The organism is Enterococcus sp. DIV1368f (assembly GCF_051712245.1).
GTDB classification, from domain to species: Bacteria; Bacillota; Bacilli; order Lactobacillales; family Enterococcaceae; genus Enterococcus; species Enterococcus faecalis.
Window position 1 is genome coordinate 1956167 of the sequence record NZ_JBIOON010000001.1, and the last position, 20023, is coordinate 1976189.

Annotated in this window: 20 protein-coding genes and 1 pseudogene; 8 read left to right on the forward strand and 13 right to left on the reverse strand. The window is 37.3% G+C overall.

The window, feature by feature from the left end; all coding sequences use genetic code 11:
- Window positions 1-53: 53 nt before the first annotated feature.
- From IGL07_RS09545 to IGL07_RS09570, 6 genes and pseudogenes are all read left to right on the forward strand, one after another.
- Window positions 54-302, forward strand: a complete 249-nt coding sequence (locus IGL07_RS09545) for a PqqD family protein (protein WP_002362859.1) — start codon at window positions 54-56, stop codon at window positions 300-302.
- Window positions 302-2593: a lasso peptide biosynthesis B2 protein gene (locus tag IGL07_RS09550; RefSeq protein WP_002407163.1), complete on the forward strand. Its 2292-nt coding sequence runs from the start codon at window positions 302-304 to the stop codon at window positions 2591-2593. Before IGL07_RS09545 ends, IGL07_RS09550 begins: the two co-directional genes overlap by 1 nt.
- Window positions 2594-2644: 51 nt before the next feature.
- Window positions 2645-3352: an ABC transporter ATP-binding protein gene (locus IGL07_RS09555; protein ID WP_002378542.1), complete on the forward strand. Its 708-nt coding sequence runs from the start codon at window positions 2645-2647 to the stop codon at window positions 3350-3352.
- A 2-nt stretch (window positions 3353-3354) separates the two neighbouring features.
- On the forward strand, window positions 3355-4140 hold the full coding sequence (locus IGL07_RS09560) for an ABC transporter permease (protein WP_002362855.1): 786 nt from the start codon (window positions 3355-3357) through the stop codon (window positions 4138-4140).
- Window positions 4140-4868, forward strand: a complete 729-nt coding sequence (locus tag IGL07_RS09565) for an ABC transporter permease (protein WP_002401908.1) — start codon at window positions 4140-4142, stop codon at window positions 4866-4868. The genes IGL07_RS09560 and IGL07_RS09565 overlap by 1 nt, the downstream gene beginning before the upstream one ends.
- A gap of 827 nt (window positions 4869-5695) precedes the next feature.
- Window positions 5696-5833, forward strand: a pseudogene (locus tag IGL07_RS09570) (site-specific integrase); the annotation flags it as partial.
- A gap of 85 nt (window positions 5834-5918) precedes the next feature.
- Here IGL07_RS09570 and sufB read toward each other — a convergent pair.
- The 11 genes from sufB to IGL07_RS09625 form a co-directional block, all read right to left on the reverse strand.
- Window positions 5919-7313 carry a Fe-S cluster assembly protein SufB gene (sufB, locus tag IGL07_RS09575; RefSeq protein WP_002356769.1) on the reverse strand — a complete coding sequence of 465 codons (1395 nt, stop codon included), beginning with the start codon at window positions 7311-7313 and terminating at the stop codon, window positions 5919-5921.
- An 18-nt stretch (window positions 7314-7331) separates the two neighbouring features.
- Window positions 7332-7799: a Fe-S cluster assembly sulfur transfer protein SufU gene (sufU, locus tag IGL07_RS09580; RefSeq protein WP_002356768.1), complete on the reverse strand. Its 468-nt coding sequence runs from the start codon at window positions 7797-7799 to the stop codon at window positions 7332-7334.
- Window positions 7786-9021, reverse strand: a complete 1236-nt coding sequence (locus IGL07_RS09585; protein ID WP_438747338.1) for a cysteine desulfurase — start codon at window positions 9019-9021, stop codon at window positions 7786-7788. Before IGL07_RS09585 ends, sufU begins: the two co-directional genes overlap by 14 nt.
- Window positions 9018-10304 (reverse strand): Fe-S cluster assembly protein SufD, encoded by a 1287-nt coding sequence (gene sufD, locus IGL07_RS09590; protein ID WP_010817499.1) that lies wholly within the window; start codon window positions 10302-10304, stop codon window positions 9018-9020. Before sufD ends, IGL07_RS09585 begins: the two co-directional genes overlap by 4 nt.
- Window positions 10305-10318: 14 nt before the next feature.
- Window positions 10319-11089 (reverse strand): Fe-S cluster assembly ATPase SufC, encoded by a 771-nt coding sequence (sufC, locus tag IGL07_RS09595; protein ID WP_002356763.1) that lies wholly within the window; start codon window positions 11087-11089, stop codon window positions 10319-10321.
- A gap of 369 nt (window positions 11090-11458) precedes the next feature.
- Window positions 11459-12016, reverse strand: coding sequence for a ribosome recycling factor (frr, locus tag IGL07_RS09600; protein ID WP_010817500.1), 558 nt, complete (start codon window positions 12014-12016; stop codon window positions 11459-11461).
- A 3-nt stretch (window positions 12017-12019) separates the two neighbouring features.
- Window positions 12020-12742 (reverse strand): UMP kinase, encoded by a 723-nt coding sequence (pyrH, locus tag IGL07_RS09605; RefSeq protein WP_002356761.1) that lies wholly within the window; start codon window positions 12740-12742, stop codon window positions 12020-12022.
- 260 nt (window positions 12743-13002) lie between these two features.
- Window positions 13003-13884 (reverse strand): translation elongation factor Ts, encoded by an 882-nt coding sequence (tsf, locus tag IGL07_RS09610; protein ID WP_002356760.1) that lies wholly within the window; start codon window positions 13882-13884, stop codon window positions 13003-13005.
- A 105-nt stretch (window positions 13885-13989) separates the two neighbouring features.
- A complete protein-coding gene (gene rpsB, locus IGL07_RS09615; protein WP_002356759.1) occupies window positions 13990-14775 on the reverse strand; it encodes a 30S ribosomal protein S2 in 786 nt (261 codons plus the stop codon).
- Between the two features lie 186 nt (window positions 14776-14961).
- On the reverse strand, window positions 14962-15396 hold the full coding sequence (locus IGL07_RS09620) for a GNAT family N-acetyltransferase (RefSeq protein WP_010817501.1): 435 nt from the start codon (window positions 15394-15396) through the stop codon (window positions 14962-14964).
- A gap of 19 nt (window positions 15397-15415) precedes the next feature.
- Window positions 15416-16192 carry a TrmH family RNA methyltransferase gene (locus tag IGL07_RS09625; protein ID WP_010817502.1) on the reverse strand — a complete coding sequence of 259 codons (777 nt, stop codon included), beginning with the start codon at window positions 16190-16192 and terminating at the stop codon, window positions 15416-15418.
- A gap of 106 nt (window positions 16193-16298) precedes the next feature.
- On the opposite strand from IGL07_RS09625, the gene IGL07_RS09630 reads away from it, so the two are divergent.
- Together IGL07_RS09630 and yidC are read left to right on the forward strand one after the other, a co-directional pair.
- Window positions 16299-16574, forward strand: a complete 276-nt coding sequence (locus IGL07_RS09630) for an acylphosphatase (RefSeq protein WP_010706543.1) — start codon at window positions 16299-16301, stop codon at window positions 16572-16574.
- Window positions 16575-16740: 166 nt separating this feature from the next.
- Window positions 16741-17673 carry a membrane protein insertase YidC gene (gene yidC / locus IGL07_RS09635; protein WP_002356755.1) on the forward strand — a complete coding sequence of 311 codons (933 nt, stop codon included), beginning with the start codon at window positions 16741-16743 and terminating at the stop codon, window positions 17671-17673.
- Window positions 17674-17706: 33 nt separating this feature from the next.
- Here the strand turns inward: yidC and IGL07_RS09640 are convergent, their stop codons facing one another.
- Both IGL07_RS09640 and glyS read right to left on the reverse strand, forming a co-directional pair.
- Window positions 17707-17898, reverse strand: coding sequence for a DNA-directed RNA polymerase subunit alpha C-terminal domain-containing protein (locus IGL07_RS09640; protein WP_002374345.1), 192 nt, complete (start codon window positions 17896-17898; stop codon window positions 17707-17709).
- Between the two features lie 39 nt (window positions 17899-17937).
- Window positions 17938-20022 carry a glycine--tRNA ligase subunit beta gene (gene glyS, locus IGL07_RS09645; protein WP_002374344.1) on the reverse strand — a complete coding sequence of 695 codons (2085 nt, stop codon included), beginning with the start codon at window positions 20020-20022 and terminating at the stop codon, window positions 17938-17940.
- Window position 20023 lies beyond the last annotated feature (1 nt).

Genomic DNA, 20023 nt, shown 5'->3' on the forward strand with positions numbered 1-20023 from the left:
AAGTTGCTGCTTACCTAGTTGTAGTTATTTTCTAAAAAGGAGGAGTAATATTAATGAGAAAAGTAAAAAGAGAGTTGAAAATTATTAGCCAAGATGATGGTGCAATTGTTTTGGATAAAAGTAGAGGAATTTATTTCCAAGTAAATGCTTCTGGAGTTTCTATGTTAGAAGGTTTGAGTAAAGGATTGACGATAGAAGAGTTAGCACTACAATTGGAAACTTCATTTTCTCTAGATAAAGCTCAAGCGGAAACAGATGTTGCCGAGTTTATGGCTCTTTTGAAGGAGATGAAACTTGCATAATGAATATCCAACTTTTTCCAGAACAAATAGATCCGGTATCTTTTAGTGCAAGATTTCTGGCTCGTTTGAGTTTAATACTATCTGCACCGCTTAATTGGATGTCCCCTGGGAGAATTGAAAAAATATTGGTGAAGCTAATAAAAAACAATCCTCCCGCATCAGAAAAACAGGTAAAAATTGCGCGAAACGCAGTGTGTATCGTAAGTAGTAGATGTAGAAGTCAAGAAGGATGCCTTAGACGATCGCTTGCTGTTGTAATAGTACTATGGCTACAACGTAAATCAGTAAGTTGGTGTACTGGGTATGCACAAGAGCCATTTAGAGCACATGCATGGATAGAATTGAATGAATGCCCTATTGGAGAACCCGTAGAAGTTCAAATATATTCTAAAGCAATATGTGTTCCACACCGTTCAAATGATATTCTCAGAAAGGAATCGTATTTGAAAAAAATAAAACAAGAAAATATAGAACGTAAAAAGAAGGAGTCCGAAATTGTTAATCCTGAAGACCATACGCCCTCAGTAAATATTAGATCCCTGTTTGCATTAGCAAAAGGGCATAATTGGGAATTCATTTGCGTTGGAATATTAGGATTAATCAGTGCAGCTTTAACCCTCGCTCAACCTAACCTTGTTGCTAATTTAATTGATCAATCAAATACAGGAATTAAGATTAATTCAAGTTTAGGAATTCTCATTGTAGTATTGATACTATCTACGATTTTAACGGCTGTTCAATATTATCTGCTACAAATAATTGGTGAAGGGGTCGTTTTTAAAGCGCGAAAAAGTTTAATTAGTCATTTATTAAGATTGCCAATCCACGAGTACGATACAAGAAGTGTAGGTGATTTACTAAGCAGGGTTAGTGGTGACTCTTCTAAATTGAGAATGGCTTTAATACAAGTGAGTATTGCGCTCAGTAGTGGTTTTTTAGTTGTTGTTGGGGCAGCTATCGGGATGATTTTGAGAGATTCCTTGCTATTTTTTATGGCTCTTTCAACAGTTTGTGTATCTTTTATTGGAACCATCATTATGAGTAAAGCTATACAAAAGGCTAGTTTTTCTGCACAAAAAGAGTTGGGAAAATTGAGTGGAGATATCGAACGTGATTTACATGCTATCAGAACAATTCGTGCAACAAACGCAACAGACAAGGAGGAAGAAAAATCTAAATTGCAAGCAGAACGATTGCGTAATATTGGAATAAGATTAGCTAAAATACAAGCATTCATGACTCCTATTTCTAATATGACTCTGCAACTATCTGGTCTAATTGTACTGGGAATAGGTGGATACCGTGTGTCTATTGGTTTAATGTCTGTTGCTGACTTAATTGCATTCGCTTTGCTACTCTATACAATGATTGGTCCGATAGGACAAGTTTTCAATGCCTTCGGGGGCGTTGGCGAATCACTCGGTGCTTTTGCTAGAATTCGCGAATTATTAGAACTTGCATTAGAAAGTGACTATGATGTCACTCCCGCTATTCCCCCCAGTTCAAATTTAATAACTGAGGAAACTGCAGTCTATTTTGAAAAAATCAGCTTTGGATATAATAAAATGAAATTTGGTTCTGATCCTAAGGAAAAAGAAGATAGCATGATTCTCAAAGAAGTAACGTTACGTGCAGAAAAGGGAAAAAGAACTGCAATTGTAGGTCCCTCAGGCGCAGGAAAAAGCACATTGCTTCAATTAATTGAAAGATTTTATGATCCTGACAGTGGCAAGATATTCGTTCAAGGAAAGGATTATAGGCATTATAGCAGAGAGGAGCTTCGGAACTTCATCACTTATGTTGAACAAGACGCTCCTGTTATATCTGGGACACTACGCGACAACCTACTTTTAGGAAATTCTAAAATATCTGATTCAAACTGCATCGAAGTATTGGAAGAAGTCAATCTTCATCATTTATTAGATAGAAATTCTAAAGGACTTGATATGCAGGTTGGAGAATCTGGTGCAAACCTCTCTGGTGGAGAAAGACAACGTTTGGCTATGGCACGCTCTCTTTTATCATCTGCAGAAATTGTGTTACTTGACGAATTAACCTCTAACTTGGACAGCTTAAATGAATTAGGAATGAAAAAGGCAGTGGATAAATTAAAAGGGAAAAAAACAGTTATCGTTGTAGCACATCGTCTATCCACAGTAATTGATTCTGATATCATTTATGTCCTTGAACATGGTAGAGTTGTCGGTTCAGGAAATCATAATGAGCTAATTGATACAGTTCCACTTTATCGAGAATTAGCGAAAGAACAATTTGTGGATAGAGAACTGTAAATTTTTAATTTAAGAACAAATTAAATAAAAAAATTTAAAGGAGCCATACTATTGAAAAATATTGTCCTTTCAAATATATGTAAACAACATAAAAAGAAAAATATACTAGAAAATATAACTTTTAAGGCTAAAGAAGGACGCATAACAGCTTTTCTTGGACCTAACGGAGCTGGAAAGAGCTCTACACTTAGAATACTTCTCGGTTTAGACCTGCCTTTATCAGGAACAGCCACTTTCGGTAAAAAAAAGTATAGTAATTTCATCTTTCCATTACAAATTGTCGGATCGGCATTTGATGGGATTGGCGGAACTCCATCAAGAAAAGTTAAAACACATCTGAAAATCATTGCAAAAAGTAACAACATCCCGAATAAACGTATTTCAGAAGTCTTAGATCTTGTCGACCTATCAAATAAAAGTCATGCACAACTTGGAACCTTATCTTTAGGTGAAGGGCAAAGATTAGGTATTGCTATTGCTCTGCTAGGAGATCCCCAATATCTGGTTCTTGATGAACCAACAAATGGTTTAGATCCCATGGGAATAAAATGGTTTAGAAATTTTATTCGTAGACAAGCTGATCAAGGAAAAACAGTATTACTCTCCTCACACTACCTTTCTGAAATCGAAGCTATTGCGGATGACGTTGTTATCATTAACAAAGGTCAGATTGTTGTTACTGGTGAACTTCATGAAGTGATGCAAAATATTGAAACATTAGAAGATGTATTCTTTCTACTTACTGAGGGAGGAAATTAATCATGAGTTTTGTTAAAGTAACTTATTCCGAATTTTCTAAACTGATAAATAGTCGTGGATGGTGGATAGTTTTTGGATTAGTAATCGTGCTTCAACCCTTACTTGGATTATTAGAAGCGGATCAATTACTTTCCATAGGATTAGATGCAACTCCTGCAACACATCCAGATTTATTAGAAGCTATGCCTCCATTAGATTATTTTGGTTTTGATGCCGCTCTATTTGGAGTACTTCCAATTGTAATATGGGGCGGAATTAGCGGAGCTAATGAATATAAAAATCATAATTTACGTACAACCATGTTATATAGTAATAAGCGTAAAGAACTTTTTAATGCCAAACTACTAACTATTTTGATTTCTACTATATCAATTTCATTCATTTCAATATTTATTACCGTTGCGATTACACATGTTAGATTAGGTAGTTTAGGATTGAATCCATTCATTTTAAGTCAAACTACTTGGAAGTTTATTGGCTACACTACATTAAATTGGATATTATTAACGGTTTTATCCTTTTTGATTGGCTTACTTTTTAGAAATATGATTGTTCCGTTGATATTTCTAGTTCCTCAAATCTATAATCTTGGAAGTTATCTAGCAGAGAAATGGCCCTGGGGGGAATATCTACCCGTAGCAGCAGGAAATTTTATTGTTGCTACTCCGGTTAAATCTTATCCTCATGATCCAGCAAAAGGTACATTGATACTTCTTCTATGGATATTTTTTTCTATGTTAATAGCATTCTATTCGTTTACTCGTAGCGACGTGGGAGGAAAATATTGATGGTTAAAAATATTCTTCAAAGTGAAATAATCAAATTTTTCTCTTATAATTGGTGCTTATTCGGCACAGTCGGAACCATTTTAGTAGCTCCTGTAATATTATTTTTTTCTGGAATTGGAAATGATCAACCTTTGGTAACCAATGAGATATTATCCATGAGTATACGTAATTTTTTTTTGAGTCAAGCGGGACTTGTTATAATAGCTGCTAGTTTCTTCGGTCAAGAATATTCAAATTCATATTTACGTACAACTTTACTAACGATACCTGCTCGAATAAAACTCATTACTACTAAACTATTTCTTCTAACAGTTATCGTATGGATTATTGGTTTATTCTCCAGTTTAATTTGCTTAGGAATTGGTATTATCCAATTTAACGGCTCTTTTACTCTCTCTTTAATTCTTGAATTTTTGATTAAAGTGATTATTGCAATGTTAAGTTGGACGCAAATAACTTGGATTACAGTCTTTTTGACCATCATTACCAAATCACATATTTTACCAATTGCAATAATGTTCTCTCTTATTCTTGGATTAAGTCAAATGTTATTCGCAATGACTGCATTTGCAAAATACTTACCCGATTTAGCAACCATGAATCTTTTTTTTTCAACCCATACAACTACTTTATTAAATGGTTCTCAGGGTTTATTAGTTCAAAGTATCTGGTCCTTATTTCTTAGTCTAATTTCATTTGGATTGATTCAATATCGTGATGTTCGATGACTACCTCTTCACTTTCCTTAAATACTACTATATAGAAACTATCAAAAATCAATTGATAGTTTTTTGTTGTTATTGAATGGCTTTAAAACCTCTTATTAATAAAGAAGTGATTATTTTGAATTTATTAGAAGAAAAAAACGCTTATGAAACTTATAGTTGAATTAATCTATGAGAGAAAAGCAATTACCAGTCTTTGTGAGACAATCGAAAAACGATTAAACCAAATAGAAAAAATTGATTACGCAAAATTTAATGATCAAAAAATAAAGACTACTTCTATTCTCACGACATTATTTCTAAAAATATCTGCTACATTTTTAAAACTTCTGGCATACCGATGAATGCTTCACAAATTTATTCTGTAATCACAAAAAAATCTACATTTCAATTTAGGTTATAACAATCTAGTAAATAATATTTTACCAAAAATGCCAGACGATAATAGCTTACCTGTTAAAAAAGTTCATAAAAGTTTTTGGCAGTATAGACATCAGGAAAAGTCACATAGATATAGGAGGTAGTTTACATGGACAATACTCCAAGCGATAACAAACTAAAAAAATACATTCATATAGGTGTACTACACTATCATGCAAACAACTATTATAAAAAAAGAGGAACTACTCCACTAGACTACTCTTTACCTATTTTCACGATATCACGCTCGATTCTTCTTACACATATAACTATTTTAATATTATCAATATGTCATCACTTGACTTGAAAAACTTTGAAACTTATTTTGAAGATGAATTGCTTATATAAGCAATCAAACAACTTAATATTAAAGAAAAGAGATTTCTACTAGAAAAATATGTTGTAAAAAAGAAGATATTATGTACCGTGTCGGCCATAAAGATTCAAAGATGACTCGACAAGTATATAACTACTTCTACCCCGAACGTAAGGAGCGTAGCGCTGACCAATTCGCTCAGTTTATTGAAAAGGAAAAATATCTTTTCTAAAAGAAATTGTAGTTAGTTTGCTTTTTTGAAAAAAAGAAGCACCAGAAACATTGATAAATCAACATTTCTAGCGCTAAAAAAGGTTTTACCCTACACTGCCTTCCATCTCATAACTAATCAACCGATTCAACTCAACCGCATATTCCATCGGTAATTCTTTCGTAAATGGTTCAACAAAGCCCATAACAATCATTTCTGTCGCTTCGGCTTCAGATAAGCCGCGACTCATTAGATAATATAATTGTTCTTCAGAAATTTTTGAAACTTTGGCTTCGTGTTCTAAGGACACTTGGCTGTTATGGATTTCGTTAAACGGAATCGTATCTGATTTTGATTTTTCGTCCATGATAATCGTGTCACATTCGATGTGGGAAATCGAGCCTGCGCTGTCTTTGCCAAAAGTCACTTGGCCACGGTAGTTAACTTCGCCGCCGTCTTTAGCAATTGATTTTGAAACAATTGAGCTAGAGGTATTCGGCGCATTGTGAATCATTTTGGCTCCAGTATCTTGGATTTGGTTAGCGCCAGCAAAGGCAATCGATAACATCGTGCCACGGGCACCTTTGCCATCTAAGTAAACGCTTGGGTATTTCATGGTTGTTTTAGCTCCTAGGTTCCCATCAATCCATTCGACAGTGGCACCTTCGTAAGCTTTAGCACGTTTGGTTACTAGGTTGTAGACGTTATCTGACCAGTTTTGAATAGTGGTATAACGACAATAAGCATCTTTTCTAGTGAAAATTTCTACGATGGCCGCATGCAAGCTGTTACTTGAATACGTGGGTGCCGTACAGCCTTCGACATAGTGAACGCTGGCCCCTTCATCGACAATAATCAAGGTCCGTTCAAATTGGCCGGTATTTTCAGCGTTGATTCGGAAATATGTTTGTAATGGTACATCAACTCGAACGCCTTTTGGTACATAAATAAAGGTTCCACCTGACCAAACAGCTGAGTTTAAAGCGGCCAGTTTATTATCTGTTGGCGGCACAAGTTTTGAAAAATACTCTTTGAATAAGTCAGGATATTCTTTTAACGCAGAGTCAGTATCTGTAAAAATGATGCCTAATTTTTCAAATTCTTCTTTCATATTGTGGTAAACAACTTCTGATTCATATTGAGCAGAAGCCCCAGCTAGATAAGCACGCTCAGCTTCGGGAATCCCAATTTTTTCAAAGGTTTCTTTGATTTTATCAGGTACATCATCCCAATCGCGTGCGGGTTTGTCACTCGGTTTTTGGTAATATTTAATTTTACTAAAGTCAATATCTGACAGGTCTGGACCCCATTCTTGCATGGGCATTTTATTGAATTGTTCTAACGATTTTAAACGGAAGTCAAGCATCCATTCTGGTTCGCCTTTCACGCGAGAAATTTCACGAACGACGTCTTCTGTTAGGCCGTCTCCGGTACTAAAGACTGGTTCCACATCGTCGTGAAAGCCAAATTTATATTCTTCTAATTCAGGTACTGTACTCAATTCGTCGTCACCCTTTCTTTATTTTTCACAATGTAAATGACCGGCTTCGCCTTGGCCGTTATTAGCAACAGCCTGCTCTAAGGCTTTCCAAGCCAGGGTTGCACATTTAATCCGAGCTGGAAATTTAGCTACGCCGCTTAACATTGCTGCATCGCCTAATTTTTCATCTTCGGCCACTTCATTTCCTTGAACAAGTTGAGAGAAATCCTCTGCTAAGGCCGTTGCTTCGGCGATTGTTTTTCCTAAGACCGCATCAGTCATCATACTAGCACTTGCTGTACTGATGGAACAGCCACTTCCTTGAAAGGCGATATCTTTAATCACACCGTCTTCAATGGCCACATCCAGTTCAATCACATCTCCACAAGTAGGATTATTCAGTTCAATTGTTTGGCTAGACGCATCTAGCGTTCCGTGGTGATGTGGGTGGCTAGAATGGTCCAAAATGACTTGGCGATATAAGTTATCTAATTTAGAAAGTGCCATGCTGGAAAAACTCCTTTGTCGCTTTAATCGCTTCAACTAAGCGATCTGCGTCTTCTTTGGTATTGTATAAATAAAAACTTGCCCGTGCAGTTGCTGGCACGCTCAGATAGTTTAATAGCGGTTGCGCGCAATGGTGACCCGCTCTGACAGCGACCCCTTCCATATCTAACGCCGTAGCCACATCATGTGGATGTAAACCGTCAATATTAAAAGCAATCACACCTGTGTGGTCTTTTGGATTCTGTGGACCATAAATCGTCAAGCCCTCGATAGCTTGCAACTTCGGCAAAACATAGTGAACAAGGGCTGCTTCATGTTGATGAATGGCCTCTAAACCAATTTCAGTTAAATAATCAATGGCGGCACCTAAGGCAATTGCCCCGGCAATATTAGGTGTGCCAGCTTCAAATTTCCATGGAAGCTCTTTCCAAGTACTTTCTTGAAGATGAACAAAGTCAATCATTTCGCCACCAAATTCCACAGGTTCCATTTGTTCCAATAAATGACGTTTGCCATAAAGGACACCAATTCCAGTTGGTCCACACATTTTGTGACCACTAAATGCATAAAAATCAGCATCGATGGCTTGAACGTCCACAGGCATATGAGGAACTGCTTGCGCGCCGTCTACCACCATCACAGCGCCATTTTGATGAGCTAATTGTGTTAATTCTTCGATTGGATTAATGACCCCTAACACATTTGAAACATGAGCAATCGAAACAATTTTCGTTTTTTCTGTAATTTGTTGACGTGCACTTGCCATGTCTAAAAAGCCGTCTTCAGTGACGTCTATATACTTCAAAATGGCTCCTGTACGTTGGGCTAATTGTTGCCAGGGAATAATGTTTGAATGATGTTCCATGTAAGATATGACGATTTCATCCCCAGCTGTAACTGCCAAGTCACCATAACTTTTGGCAATCCAATTCAAACTGGTTGTTGTTCCTCGTGTAAATAAAACTTCCGCTGTTTCTTTGGCATGGATAAATTGGCGAACCTTTTCGCGGGAGGCCTCATAGTCTTTCGTTGCTCGTTCGGCTAACGTGTGCATCCCACGATGAACATTGGCATTATCGGTTTCATAATAATGTCGTAAAACATCTAACACCGCCGTTGGTTTTTGGGTTGTCGCAGCATTGTCTAAATAAACTAGCGGTTCATCATTAACTTCTTGAAATAAAATAGGAAACGATTGACGAATGGTTGCTGCATCCATCATGCGTTTAACTTCCCTTCGATTACTTCTACAAATTCATTTTGTACTTCTTTAACTGGAATTGCTGTAATGACAGAACCTAGGAAGCCACGAATCACCAAACGTTCCGCTTCTTCTTTACGCAAGCCGCGGCTCATTAAATAATACATTTCTTCTGGATCTACTCGACCAACGCTGGCTGCGTGCCCGGCAGTCACTTCATTTTCATCAATTAAAAGAATTGGATTGGCATCACCACGAGCTTTATCAGACAACATTAAAACACGACTTTCTTGCTGTGCGTCGGCTCCTTTTGCTCCTTTTAAAATGTGGCCAATTCCGTTAAACGTTAAAGTACCACGTTCACGAATAACTCCATGTTGTAAAATATGACCAATTGAATGTGGCGCTTTGTTTGTCACTCGTGTGTCGATGCCTTGTGTTTGTTTACCTGCACTAATTGCAACGACTTTAACTTCTGAATGAGCGCCTTCGCCAACTAAATCAGAATCAAAATCAGCCACAACATCGCCATCATTCATGACGCCTAGAGCCCAATCAACAGAGGCATCCCGCATAATATAGCCACGACGATTCATATAAGTCGTTACAGTTTTCCCTAATTGATCCACAGCTGAGTATTTAACTTTTGCGCCATCTTTGGCAATTACTTCCACAACAATATTTCCAGAAGCTTTCTCTGCGTGATGACCAGTTGATTGAAAACGTTCTAAATAACTGAATTCACTATGATTATCTGCAACGATTAAAACATGTTTAAAGAAAGGTTGGTTGCTATCTGAATCCTGAATAAACAAAGATTCAATGGGCTCTTCAATCACTACGTTTTTAGGAACGTATAAGAAAACGCCACTATTCATGAAAGCTGCATGAGCTGCTGTCAGCTTATCTTCTTCTGGTAATACGGCTTTAGTCATATAGTATTCTTTAACTAATTCTGGGTGCTCTTGTAAAGCAGTAAAAATGTCTGTAAAAATTACCCCTTGTTCCGCTAATGAGGCTGGCAATTGCTCAAAAGCATGAAAAGATCCTTGTTGAACAATTAAAGGATTGTCTTTCATTTGATCAAAACTTGCGACATTTCCTTCAGAAGGCACATAACTTTCCATGTGAACATTTAATAAAGGCCAACGATGAAATTTCACACGATCAATATGTGGTAACTCACTTTCGTCAGCGTTTCTTAAAGCCGTTGTTCGCAATTCAGTCATCCAAGCTGGTTCTTCATGTTCTAGTGAAAAAGCGGTGACTTCGTCAAGATAATCCATTAGATTTACTTTTTTCATTTATCTTGTCCTCCTTACGCTTCTTCTTTGTAATCAATACCTAATTCTTGGCTGATACCAGCATAGCCTTCTGTTTCTAAACGTTTTGCCAAGTCAGCCCCACCGGTTTTCACAACGCGGCCTTCCATCATGATATGAACAACATCTGGCGTGATATAGTTCAATAAGCGTTGATAATGGGTAATAATTAACGCACCAAAGTTCTCACCGCGCATTTCATTAACCCCTTTAGAAACTACTTTTAACGCATCGATATCTAAGCCTGAATCAATTTCATCTAAAATGGCAAACGTAGGCTCTAACATCAATAATTGTAAAATTTCATTTCGTTTTTTCTCGCCGCCAGAAAACCCTTCGTTTAAGTAACGCTCAGCCATTTCTTCAGGCATATTTAATAATTCCATTTTACTATCTAATTTTTTTAAGAACTGCATGACTGACATTTTGTTGTCTTCGTCACGTTTTGCATTGATTGCTGCACGCATGAATTCAGCATTGGTAATTCCTGGAATTTCACTTGGGTATTGCATTGCTAAGAATAAACCTAAGCGAGCACGTTCGTCTACCTCTAAATCTAAAACGTTGACGCCGTCAAATAGAATTTCTCCTTCTGTGACTTCATAGTTAGGATTTCCCATAATTGCTGCTGATAAAGTAGATTTACCAGTTCCATTAGGTCCCATAATTGCATGGATTTCTCCAGTATTAATTGTTAAATCGACCCCTTTTAGAATCTTTTTATCTTCAATTGATACGTGTAAATTTTTGATTTCTAACACAGACATGTACAATTCCCTCCAACTTGTTTTAATCGTTTTTCCGTTCTCACTCATTTTAGCCTAATTGAGAATGAATCGCAAATTACAATTGCTAAAAATAACAACTCTTATCATCAAATTTTAGGATTCAATTTGTGAAGGAAAATTTTAAAAGGCTGATATTTCAAAGTTTCTCTATATTTTTAAGTGATCCTCTCTACACAAAGAAAAAAATTCTGGTAGAATAAAAGAATTTATTCAAGAAAGCGTTTTCTTAAATAATTACTTTAGAATGACTTTCGCAAAGAGAGCGTTGAGATACGCCTTCCTCATCTATACAAAAAAATCCAGAGCATTTGCTTCTCTGGATTCAATAATTTTTATTAGTGATTGGTTTTATACTTCTAAAAGTTCTTGTTCTTTTTCAGCAGTAATCGCATCGATATTTTTGATGCTATCATCTGTTAATTTTTGAACATCTTTTTCAAATGAACGTAATTCATCTTCAGTGATGTCGCCATTTTTTTGAGCTTTTTTCAACTCATCCATTGCATCACGACGAACGTTACGGACAGCAATTTTTGAGTTTTCCGCTTCTTTTTTCACGTCTTTGGCTAATTCTTTCCGACGTTCTTCCGTTAATTGTGGAATGACTAAACGGATGACATTTCCATCATTGGTTGGGCTAATGCCGATATCACTCATTTGAATAGCTTTTTCAATGTCAGCGATAGAATTTTTGTCAAACGGTGTAATCATTAATACACGAGCTTCTGGGATATTGATACTTGCTAATTGGTTAACTGGTGTTGGTGCACCATAATATTCTACTTGAATACGGTCTAATAGACTTGCGTTCGCACGACCAGCACGAATTTGACCTAATTCACGGCGTAAGCTTTCTTCCGCTTTTGTCATTTTTTCTTTGGCTATTGCTAAAACTTCTTTAGACATTCTTTATTTCCCCCTTACAGTTGTTCCGATATTTTCACCAAGGATGGCACGACGGATATTTCCTGCTTCATTTAGGTTAAAGACAACTAAAGGAATATCGTTATCCATACTTAATGAGCTTGCTGTTGAATCCATTACTTGTAGCCCTTTAGAAATAACATCTAAATGTGTTAGTTCTTCAAATTTTGTCGCTGTTTCATCCACACGTGGATCCGCAGAATAAACACCATCAACATTGTTCTTCGCCATTAAGATGACGTCCGCATCTACTTCTGCAGCTCGTAACGCAGCCGTTGTATCTGTCGAGAAGTAAGGATTTCCTGTTCCTCCGGCAAAAATAACAACGCGGCCTTTTTCTAAATGACGTTCTGCACGACGACGAATGTATGGTTCTGCAATTTGACGCATTTCAATTGATGTTTGAACACGTGTAGGCACACCAAGATTTTCTAATGTATCTTGCAATGCTAAGGCATTCATCACAGTAGCTAACATGCCCATATAATCTGCTTGTGCACGTTCCATGCCCATTTGAGCACCAATTTGTCCACGCCAGATGTTTCCGCCGCCAACCACGATGGCCATTTCGATACCTAATTCATGGACCTCTTTAATTTCTTGGACGATTTCTTTAATGACTGGTGGTTTAATGCCAAAACCGTCTTCTCCGGCTAGCGCTTCTCCACTTAACTTTAATACGACACGTTGATACTTAGGTTTAACCATCATAATTCCCTCCAAGATTCTCTAAAAATCATTCAATTCCTCATTTAGATGACTTTTCACCAAAATGATTTTTTAGACCAAGCAGTGCGATCCACTGGTTTTGCCTAAAAAAAGGGAGCGCATATCAAAGTTATGCGTTCCCAAATGGCTGAAAGACTGCCTTGAATCAAGCAGTAATCAATTTATGCAGCTTCCTTTGGGGATCGCTGTCTGTTTAGATACTTATGATTCACGGCTTTTCAACCGAGCGTTTGATGCTCTTAGTTTTTCATTTGGCTCATTACTTCATCCGCAAAGTTATCTTCACGTTTTTCGATACCTTCGCCAACTTCAAAACGTACGAATGATTTCACTTCGCCGCCTTTAGAAGCAACAAATTTTTCGACAGTCATATCTGGATCTTTAACAAATGGTTGGTCAACCAAAGCGATTTCTGCTTTGAATTTTTGTAGACGACCAACAACCATTTTTTCAACGATATTTGCTGGTTTACCTTCGTTTAATGCTTGTTCAGTTAACACAGCTTTTTCGTGTTCTAATTCTTCTTGAGGAATTTGAGATTCGTTGACATAGCGAGGGTTGATTGCCGCGATGTGCATAGCAACATCTTTCGCTACTTCTTCGTCAGTTGTGCCATCGATAACTGTTAATACAGCAATACGGCCACCCATGTGTAAGTAAGCGCCAAATGCAGCATTGTCAGCTTTTTCGACAACTTCAAAACGACGGAAGCTGATTTTTTCACCGATAACAGTTGTTGCTTCGATTAAATCAGATTCGATTGTGCCTTTTTCAGTTTTAATAGCCATTGCTTCTTCCATCGTAGCTGGTTTGTTTTCAGCAACTTTAGTCGCAATATCTTTAACTAAATCTTGGAACATTTCGTTTTTAGAAACGAAGTCAGTTTCTGAGTTTACTTCAACGATTGCTGCAACGTTACCTACAGTTGCTACGTTTGCTAAACCTTCAGCCGCAATGCGGTCATTTTTCTTCGCTGCTTTAGCCATACCATTTTCACGTAAAAAGTCTACGGCTTTTTCCATGTCGCCTTCTACTTTTACTAATGCTTTTTTAGCGTCCATCATTCCAACGCCAGTCATATCGCGTAATTCTTTTACCATTTTAGCTGTAACGTCTGCCATTATTTGTGTCCTCCTCGGATATTATCAATTCTTTTTAAAAAAGCTATCTCAAAGGAGAATCAGGCTTTTTGTCGCCTAGCCTTTGAGACAGCTCCGTAATCATTATTATTCAGCTGATTCGTTGTTTCCTTCAACAACATCAACGATTTCTTCGATTGAAGTTGCTTCTGGTGTTTCTTCAACGAATAACTCTTCAGTTGCTTGGTCTTCCCCTTGGTTACCTTCGATGAAAGCATCAGCCATTTTAGCAGTGATTAATTTCACGGCGCGGATTGCATCATCATTTGAAGGGATTACAACATCAATCTCATCAGGATCACAGTTTGTATCAACCATTGCAACGATTGGAATGTTTAATTTGTGTGCTTCTTGAACAGCAATGCGTTCTTTACGTGGGTCAACGATGTACATTACATCAGGAATTCTTGGCATATCAGCGATACCACCTAAGAATTTTTCTAAACGTTCACGTTCTTTGTTTAAGCCAGCAACTTCTTTCTTAGGTAAAACTTCGAAAGTGCCGTCTTCTTCCATTGCATTGATTTTTTTCAAGCGAGCAATACGTTTTTGGATTGTATCCCAGTTAGTTAACGTACCACCTAACCAACGATGGTTTACATAGTATTGACCAGCGCGGATTGCTTCATCTTTGATTGCTTCTTGTGCTTGTTTTTTAGTTCCTACGAATAAAGCAACGCCGCCTTCTTCTGCAACGTTTTTCATGTAATCGTAAGCTGCATCTACTAATTTCACTGTTTTTTGTAAGTCAATGATGTAGATACCGTTTCTTTCTGTGAAGATATATTTCTTCATTTTTGGGTTCCAGCGACGAGTTTGGTGACCAAAGTGTACGCCGGCTTCTAGTAATTGTTTCATAGAAATTACTGCCATGTTGTGTTTCCTCCAGTTTGGTTTTTATTTTCCTCTTCTTTTCGTCAACTCCTTGAAGAACTACCGTAGTAGCACCACTTCGCAGATGGAAAAGAATGTGGATTTCGTGTGTGAAAATCACACCTTTAACAGTATAAGATATTTTCAGAAAAATAGCAAGCCTTAAAACTAGAAATGTCGCTCCTGCTACGCTTGCCAAACAAGATGACATTCTTCGTTTCCCGTTTCATCGATGGTTCGCTTTTGTTGGACAAAGCCTTGTTTTTGATAAAAGGCATAAGCTGCTTGATTTTTCCTGTAAACAGCCAAAGATAAGATGTCCTGTTCTTCTTTTGCTACTTGCAGTAATTTCTGACCGATGCCCTTCCCTTGAAACGCTTTTTTTATAAAAATTCCTGCGATATAGTTATCCATTAAGCCTAAAAACCCAATTATCTGACCCTCTTCTTCCGCTAAGATCAGTGTTGCTTTTGGCAACGCAGCGCGGACAAATGCCTTATTTTCTTGCCAATAAGTTGGTGCGACAAATGGATGAGCTTCTAGATTCGTTTGCAGCCAAATCGCCATAATGGTTTCTAATTCTTTTTCTGTTAACTGGGTTGTCTTTTTGATAGTCAGCATTTTTTGACACTCGTTTCTGTTATTGATTATTTTCAAAATAAAACATTAACACGCCCGCTGCGATAGCGACATTCAATGATTCTGCTTGACCTTTCATTGGAATATAAAGATTTTTCGTGGTTTCTGCTAACAATTCTGGCGAAACCCCGCTACCTTCATTGCCTAAAATCAACGCATAATTTTCCACTGCCTCTTGTTCATAATAAGCAATCGCAGCTTCATTTAATTCTGTACCGAAAACTGGTAGTCCTTGCTTCTTGAATGCCTGAACCACTTCGGTCAACTCTCGTTGGAGAACTGGTAAATGATAGTGGCTTCCCTGCATTGAGCGCAACACTTTTGTATTGTAAATATCTGCTGTGCCTTTGCCTAAAATCACACCTGCTAAACCTGCTGCATCAGCTGTGCGAATCATCGTACCAACATTACCAGGGTCTTGGATATTATCTAAAAGTAACCAACCACCTTTAAAAGAAAGCGACTGCTCTTTCTGCGTTTCCAAGGTGACAATTGCCAAAATTCCTTGTGAAGTTGGCAGCTCCGACAAACTATTTAAAACCTCATCACTTACAAAAATTAATTTTTCTGTTTCTTGTTCAGCTAACCAAGTTCCCCATTCTTGTTGACCTCTTTGGTTAAACAAAATCCACTGGACATCGGCATTGGCCTTCACCGCTTCTTCAACTAAATGAAATCCTTCTATTATATATTGGTTCAGTTCTTCTCGGTACTTCTTTTTGTGTAATTTTTTCCATTCTTTTAATTGGTTATTTTTCGTTGATGTAATTTCTTTCATAAGTCACCTCGCCTTTGTATTATAGCATGCTTCTAGCTTGCTTGGATACTTGCTAGAACCAAGAAAAATCGCTATCATAAAGAAAAAAGCAAAGGAAGTGTCTCTCATGGAAAAACTAAGAATGAATGTACAAGGACGTGTCCAAGGTGTTGGCTTCCGCTACATGACCAAAATGGTGGCAGATCAATTAGGTGTCACTGGTTCAGTGAGGAACGAAGACGACGGGTCCGTTTCAATTACAGCAATTGCACCCGAAGACATAATGGAAACATTTATCAAAAAAATCAAAGATTCCCCCAGTCCAGCGGGACGTGTAACGTATGTTGATATTCAAGAAGACCCTTTGTTAGAAGAAACGGAACAATTTAAAGTGATTCAATAAACTTACTTTCTAACAATTGATTTCTTTGGGAAGAAGCCTTGAACAGCAAGTAGTTCCTGCTTTTTATTGATTTTTGTAAGAGCTTCTTTTCGATTTTGATTGAAAAAGAGCGCTGTTTCAAGTATAGTTAACCATGTAAAAATTTTTTAGAAAAGGACCGAATTACATGCGTAAATTAAACCGATGGCTTTACGGCTCTGGCTTACTATTTTTAGTAATGTTTTTATCAGGCTGTGTGAAAACAGGAGCAGATGGACAACCAACTGGTGAAGGTTTTGTCTATAACTTCCTTGTTTTACCGATGAGTAATGCAATTACTTATCTTGTCGATAACTTTAATTGGAACTATGGTTGGGCGATTATTTTTATCACCATTATTGTACGGATCATTATTTTACCGTTAGGCTTACATCAATCGAAAAAAAGCTTTATCCAAACGGAAAAAATGCAAGCAATCAAACCCCAAGTGGATGTTGCACAAGCAAAAATGAAACAAGCAAGTACGCGTGAAGAACAAATGGCCGCACAAGCAGAACTACAAAAGATTTATAAAGAAAACAATGTGAGTATGGTTGGCGGAATTGGTTGTTTGCCTTTATTAATTCAAATGCCTATTTTCTCTTCTCTGTTCTTTGCTGCTCGTTATACAAAAGGTATTGCCACAGCAAGCTTCTTAGGAATGAATTTAGGGCAACCAAATATGATTTTAGTGGCATTAGCTGGTTTAGCCTATTTAGCTCAAGGTTATATTTCAATGATTGGTATTCCTGAAGAACAAAAGAAAACAATGAAATCAATGCTGATTGTTTCACCATTAATGATTGTTTTCATGTCCTTTAGCTCACCTGCAGGCGTAGCGCTTTACTGGGTAGTTGGTGGTATTTTCACATGTATTCAATCTGCCATCACAAATATCCTCTTACGTCCAAGAATTAAAAAACAAGTACAAGAAGAATTGAAAAATAACCCACCAAAACAAGTGGTTACTCCTATTAAGGATGTGACACCAAAAGAAACAAACAAAGTAACGCAAAAAACGAACCAACCAAAAGCAAACGGCAATAAAGGTCGCAATGCTGGAAAACAAAAACGTAAATAAAAAAAGGATCGCCTCTAAACGGCGATCCTTTTTTTACTTCAATTCCTTCCCAGTCATCTCTTCAATAGTTCGAATAGACTTTGGACCAAAGCCATGCAACGAAAGTAATGCTTCTCGGCCTCGTGCGTAGAGTTCATCCACACTGTCGATTTTTTCATTCGTTAGCGCACGAACAGCTGGCTTTGATAATTGTGTTAAAATTTGTTCAAATGTTGTTTCTAGCATGCTACCAGTTCCTCCTTAGCGGTCGAAAAGCAGCGCTTTTTATTTTACAATTAATAAGTCTAAGCTAGCAATTGATAACGCCATTTTAGCAATTTGCATTAATTGTTTTAATCGGTTTTGTTTGACTTTTTCATCCTCAACCATAACCATCGTTTCATTGAAGTACGCATCAATTAACGGACGTAGATTTACTAGTGCTTCATAGTTTTCTGCAATCGTGCGTGTCGCAAAAGCTTCAGATAAATCGTTAACCGCTTGATACAGTTCTTTTTCTGCCTTATTTTCAAACAGACTTGGATCAATCCCTTCTTCAGTATCACCTAAAAGTTCTTGACCTTTTTTCGCTAAATTAATAACACGCGTTAAGGCTTCCATTGATGGTTTAAAATCTTGATCTTCAAAACGGCTTTTTAAAATATTCGCTGAAGCAAATAATTTCGATAAATCGGCTTGCTCAGCAGACACCACTGCATCGATAATGTCATGGCGAACATTTTTCGTCATTAATAATTGACGTAAGCGAGCTTTCACAAATTCAACGACTTCTGCTTGTCCTTCGTTTAGTAAAACGCCATATTTCTCAACATCTTGATTCACTGCTTCATCAACTTCTGTTTGTAATTGAACTAATGGGAAGGTCCAGCCTTTATCTTCAATAATTCGGATAACGCCATAGGTTTGACGACGAAGTGCATAAGGATCGTTAGAACCTGTTGGAATCATACCAACTGAGAAGAATGAAAAGACGCTGTCAAGCTTATCGGCTAAGGCTAAAACAGCCCCGATTGCTGTTTCTGGCAATTCACCTTCACTGGAAGTTGGTAGATAATGTTCTCGAATCGCCGTTGCTACGGCTGGTTTTTCGCCTTGTAATAAGGCATATTTTTCTCCCATAATTCCTTGTAATTCTGGGAATTCACCAACCATATTTGTTACTAAGTCAAATTTATAAATTTCAGAGGCACGTTTTAAATCTTCCAATTCCTCCTCAGATAAGCCAACTTTTCGACCAATGATTTGTGCAATTAAAGCAACCCGTTGCATTTTTTCATAAATTGAACCAATCTTTTCATGGAAAGTCACATTTTTTAGTTTTTCAACACATGCTTCAATCGTTAATTTTTTATCTTCATTGTAAAAGAATTCTGCATCTTCTAAACGAGCAATTAACACTTTTTCATTTCCTTTAATCACGTTTTCAAGGTGAACATTATCCCCATTGCGAACAGCGATAAAATGCGGCATTAATAAGCCTTGGTCGTTACGAACTTCAAAGTAACGTTGGTGTTCTTTCATAGAAGTCACTAATACTTCATCTGGAACAGATAAATATTTTTCATCAAAACTGCCTACAAATGCAGTTGGATATTCCACTAAATTCGTGACTTCTTCCAATAACTCTTCATCTAAAGCTAACTGCCAATTTTTTTCTGCAGCGAGTGCGTTCGCTTGATCAACAATCATTTGTTTCCGTTCATTCGGTTGAACCACTACAAATTGTTCTTTTAATTTTGCTTCATATTCATTAGCATGTTGGAACGTCACATTGTCTCCCAAGAAACGGTGGCCACGAGAAGTTTGCCCTGTCGTCACGTCTAACACTTTGAAAGGAATTACTTCATCATCAAGTAGTGCCACAATCCAATGAATTGGACGAATATATTCGAAATCATAGTTTGCCCAGTGCATTGTTACCGGGAAAGTTAGACTTGTAATCACGTCATTTAATTTTGTTAATACCTCTTTGGCACTTTGGCCTTTGGTAAACTTCGTCACATAGACATATTCGACACCATTTAATTCTTTGAAAACAATGTCCTCAGTTGTAACTCCTTGGCCGCGTACAAAACCTTGTGCAGCTTTTGACCAATTTCCTTCAGCATCTAAAGCAATTTTTTTCGCTGGACCTTTTACTTCTTCTTCAACATCCGCTTGTTTTTCAGGAATCGCAGTTACTTTCACGGCTAAACGACGAGGTGTGGCAAAGGATTGCACTGTTTCATAGTCTAAATGATGTTCATCTAAAAATTTGATTACTTTTTCTTCAAGTTGGATACGGCTTGGTGTGACAACATGTGCGGGCATTTCTTCTAAGCCAATTTCTAATAATAAATCTTTTGCCATG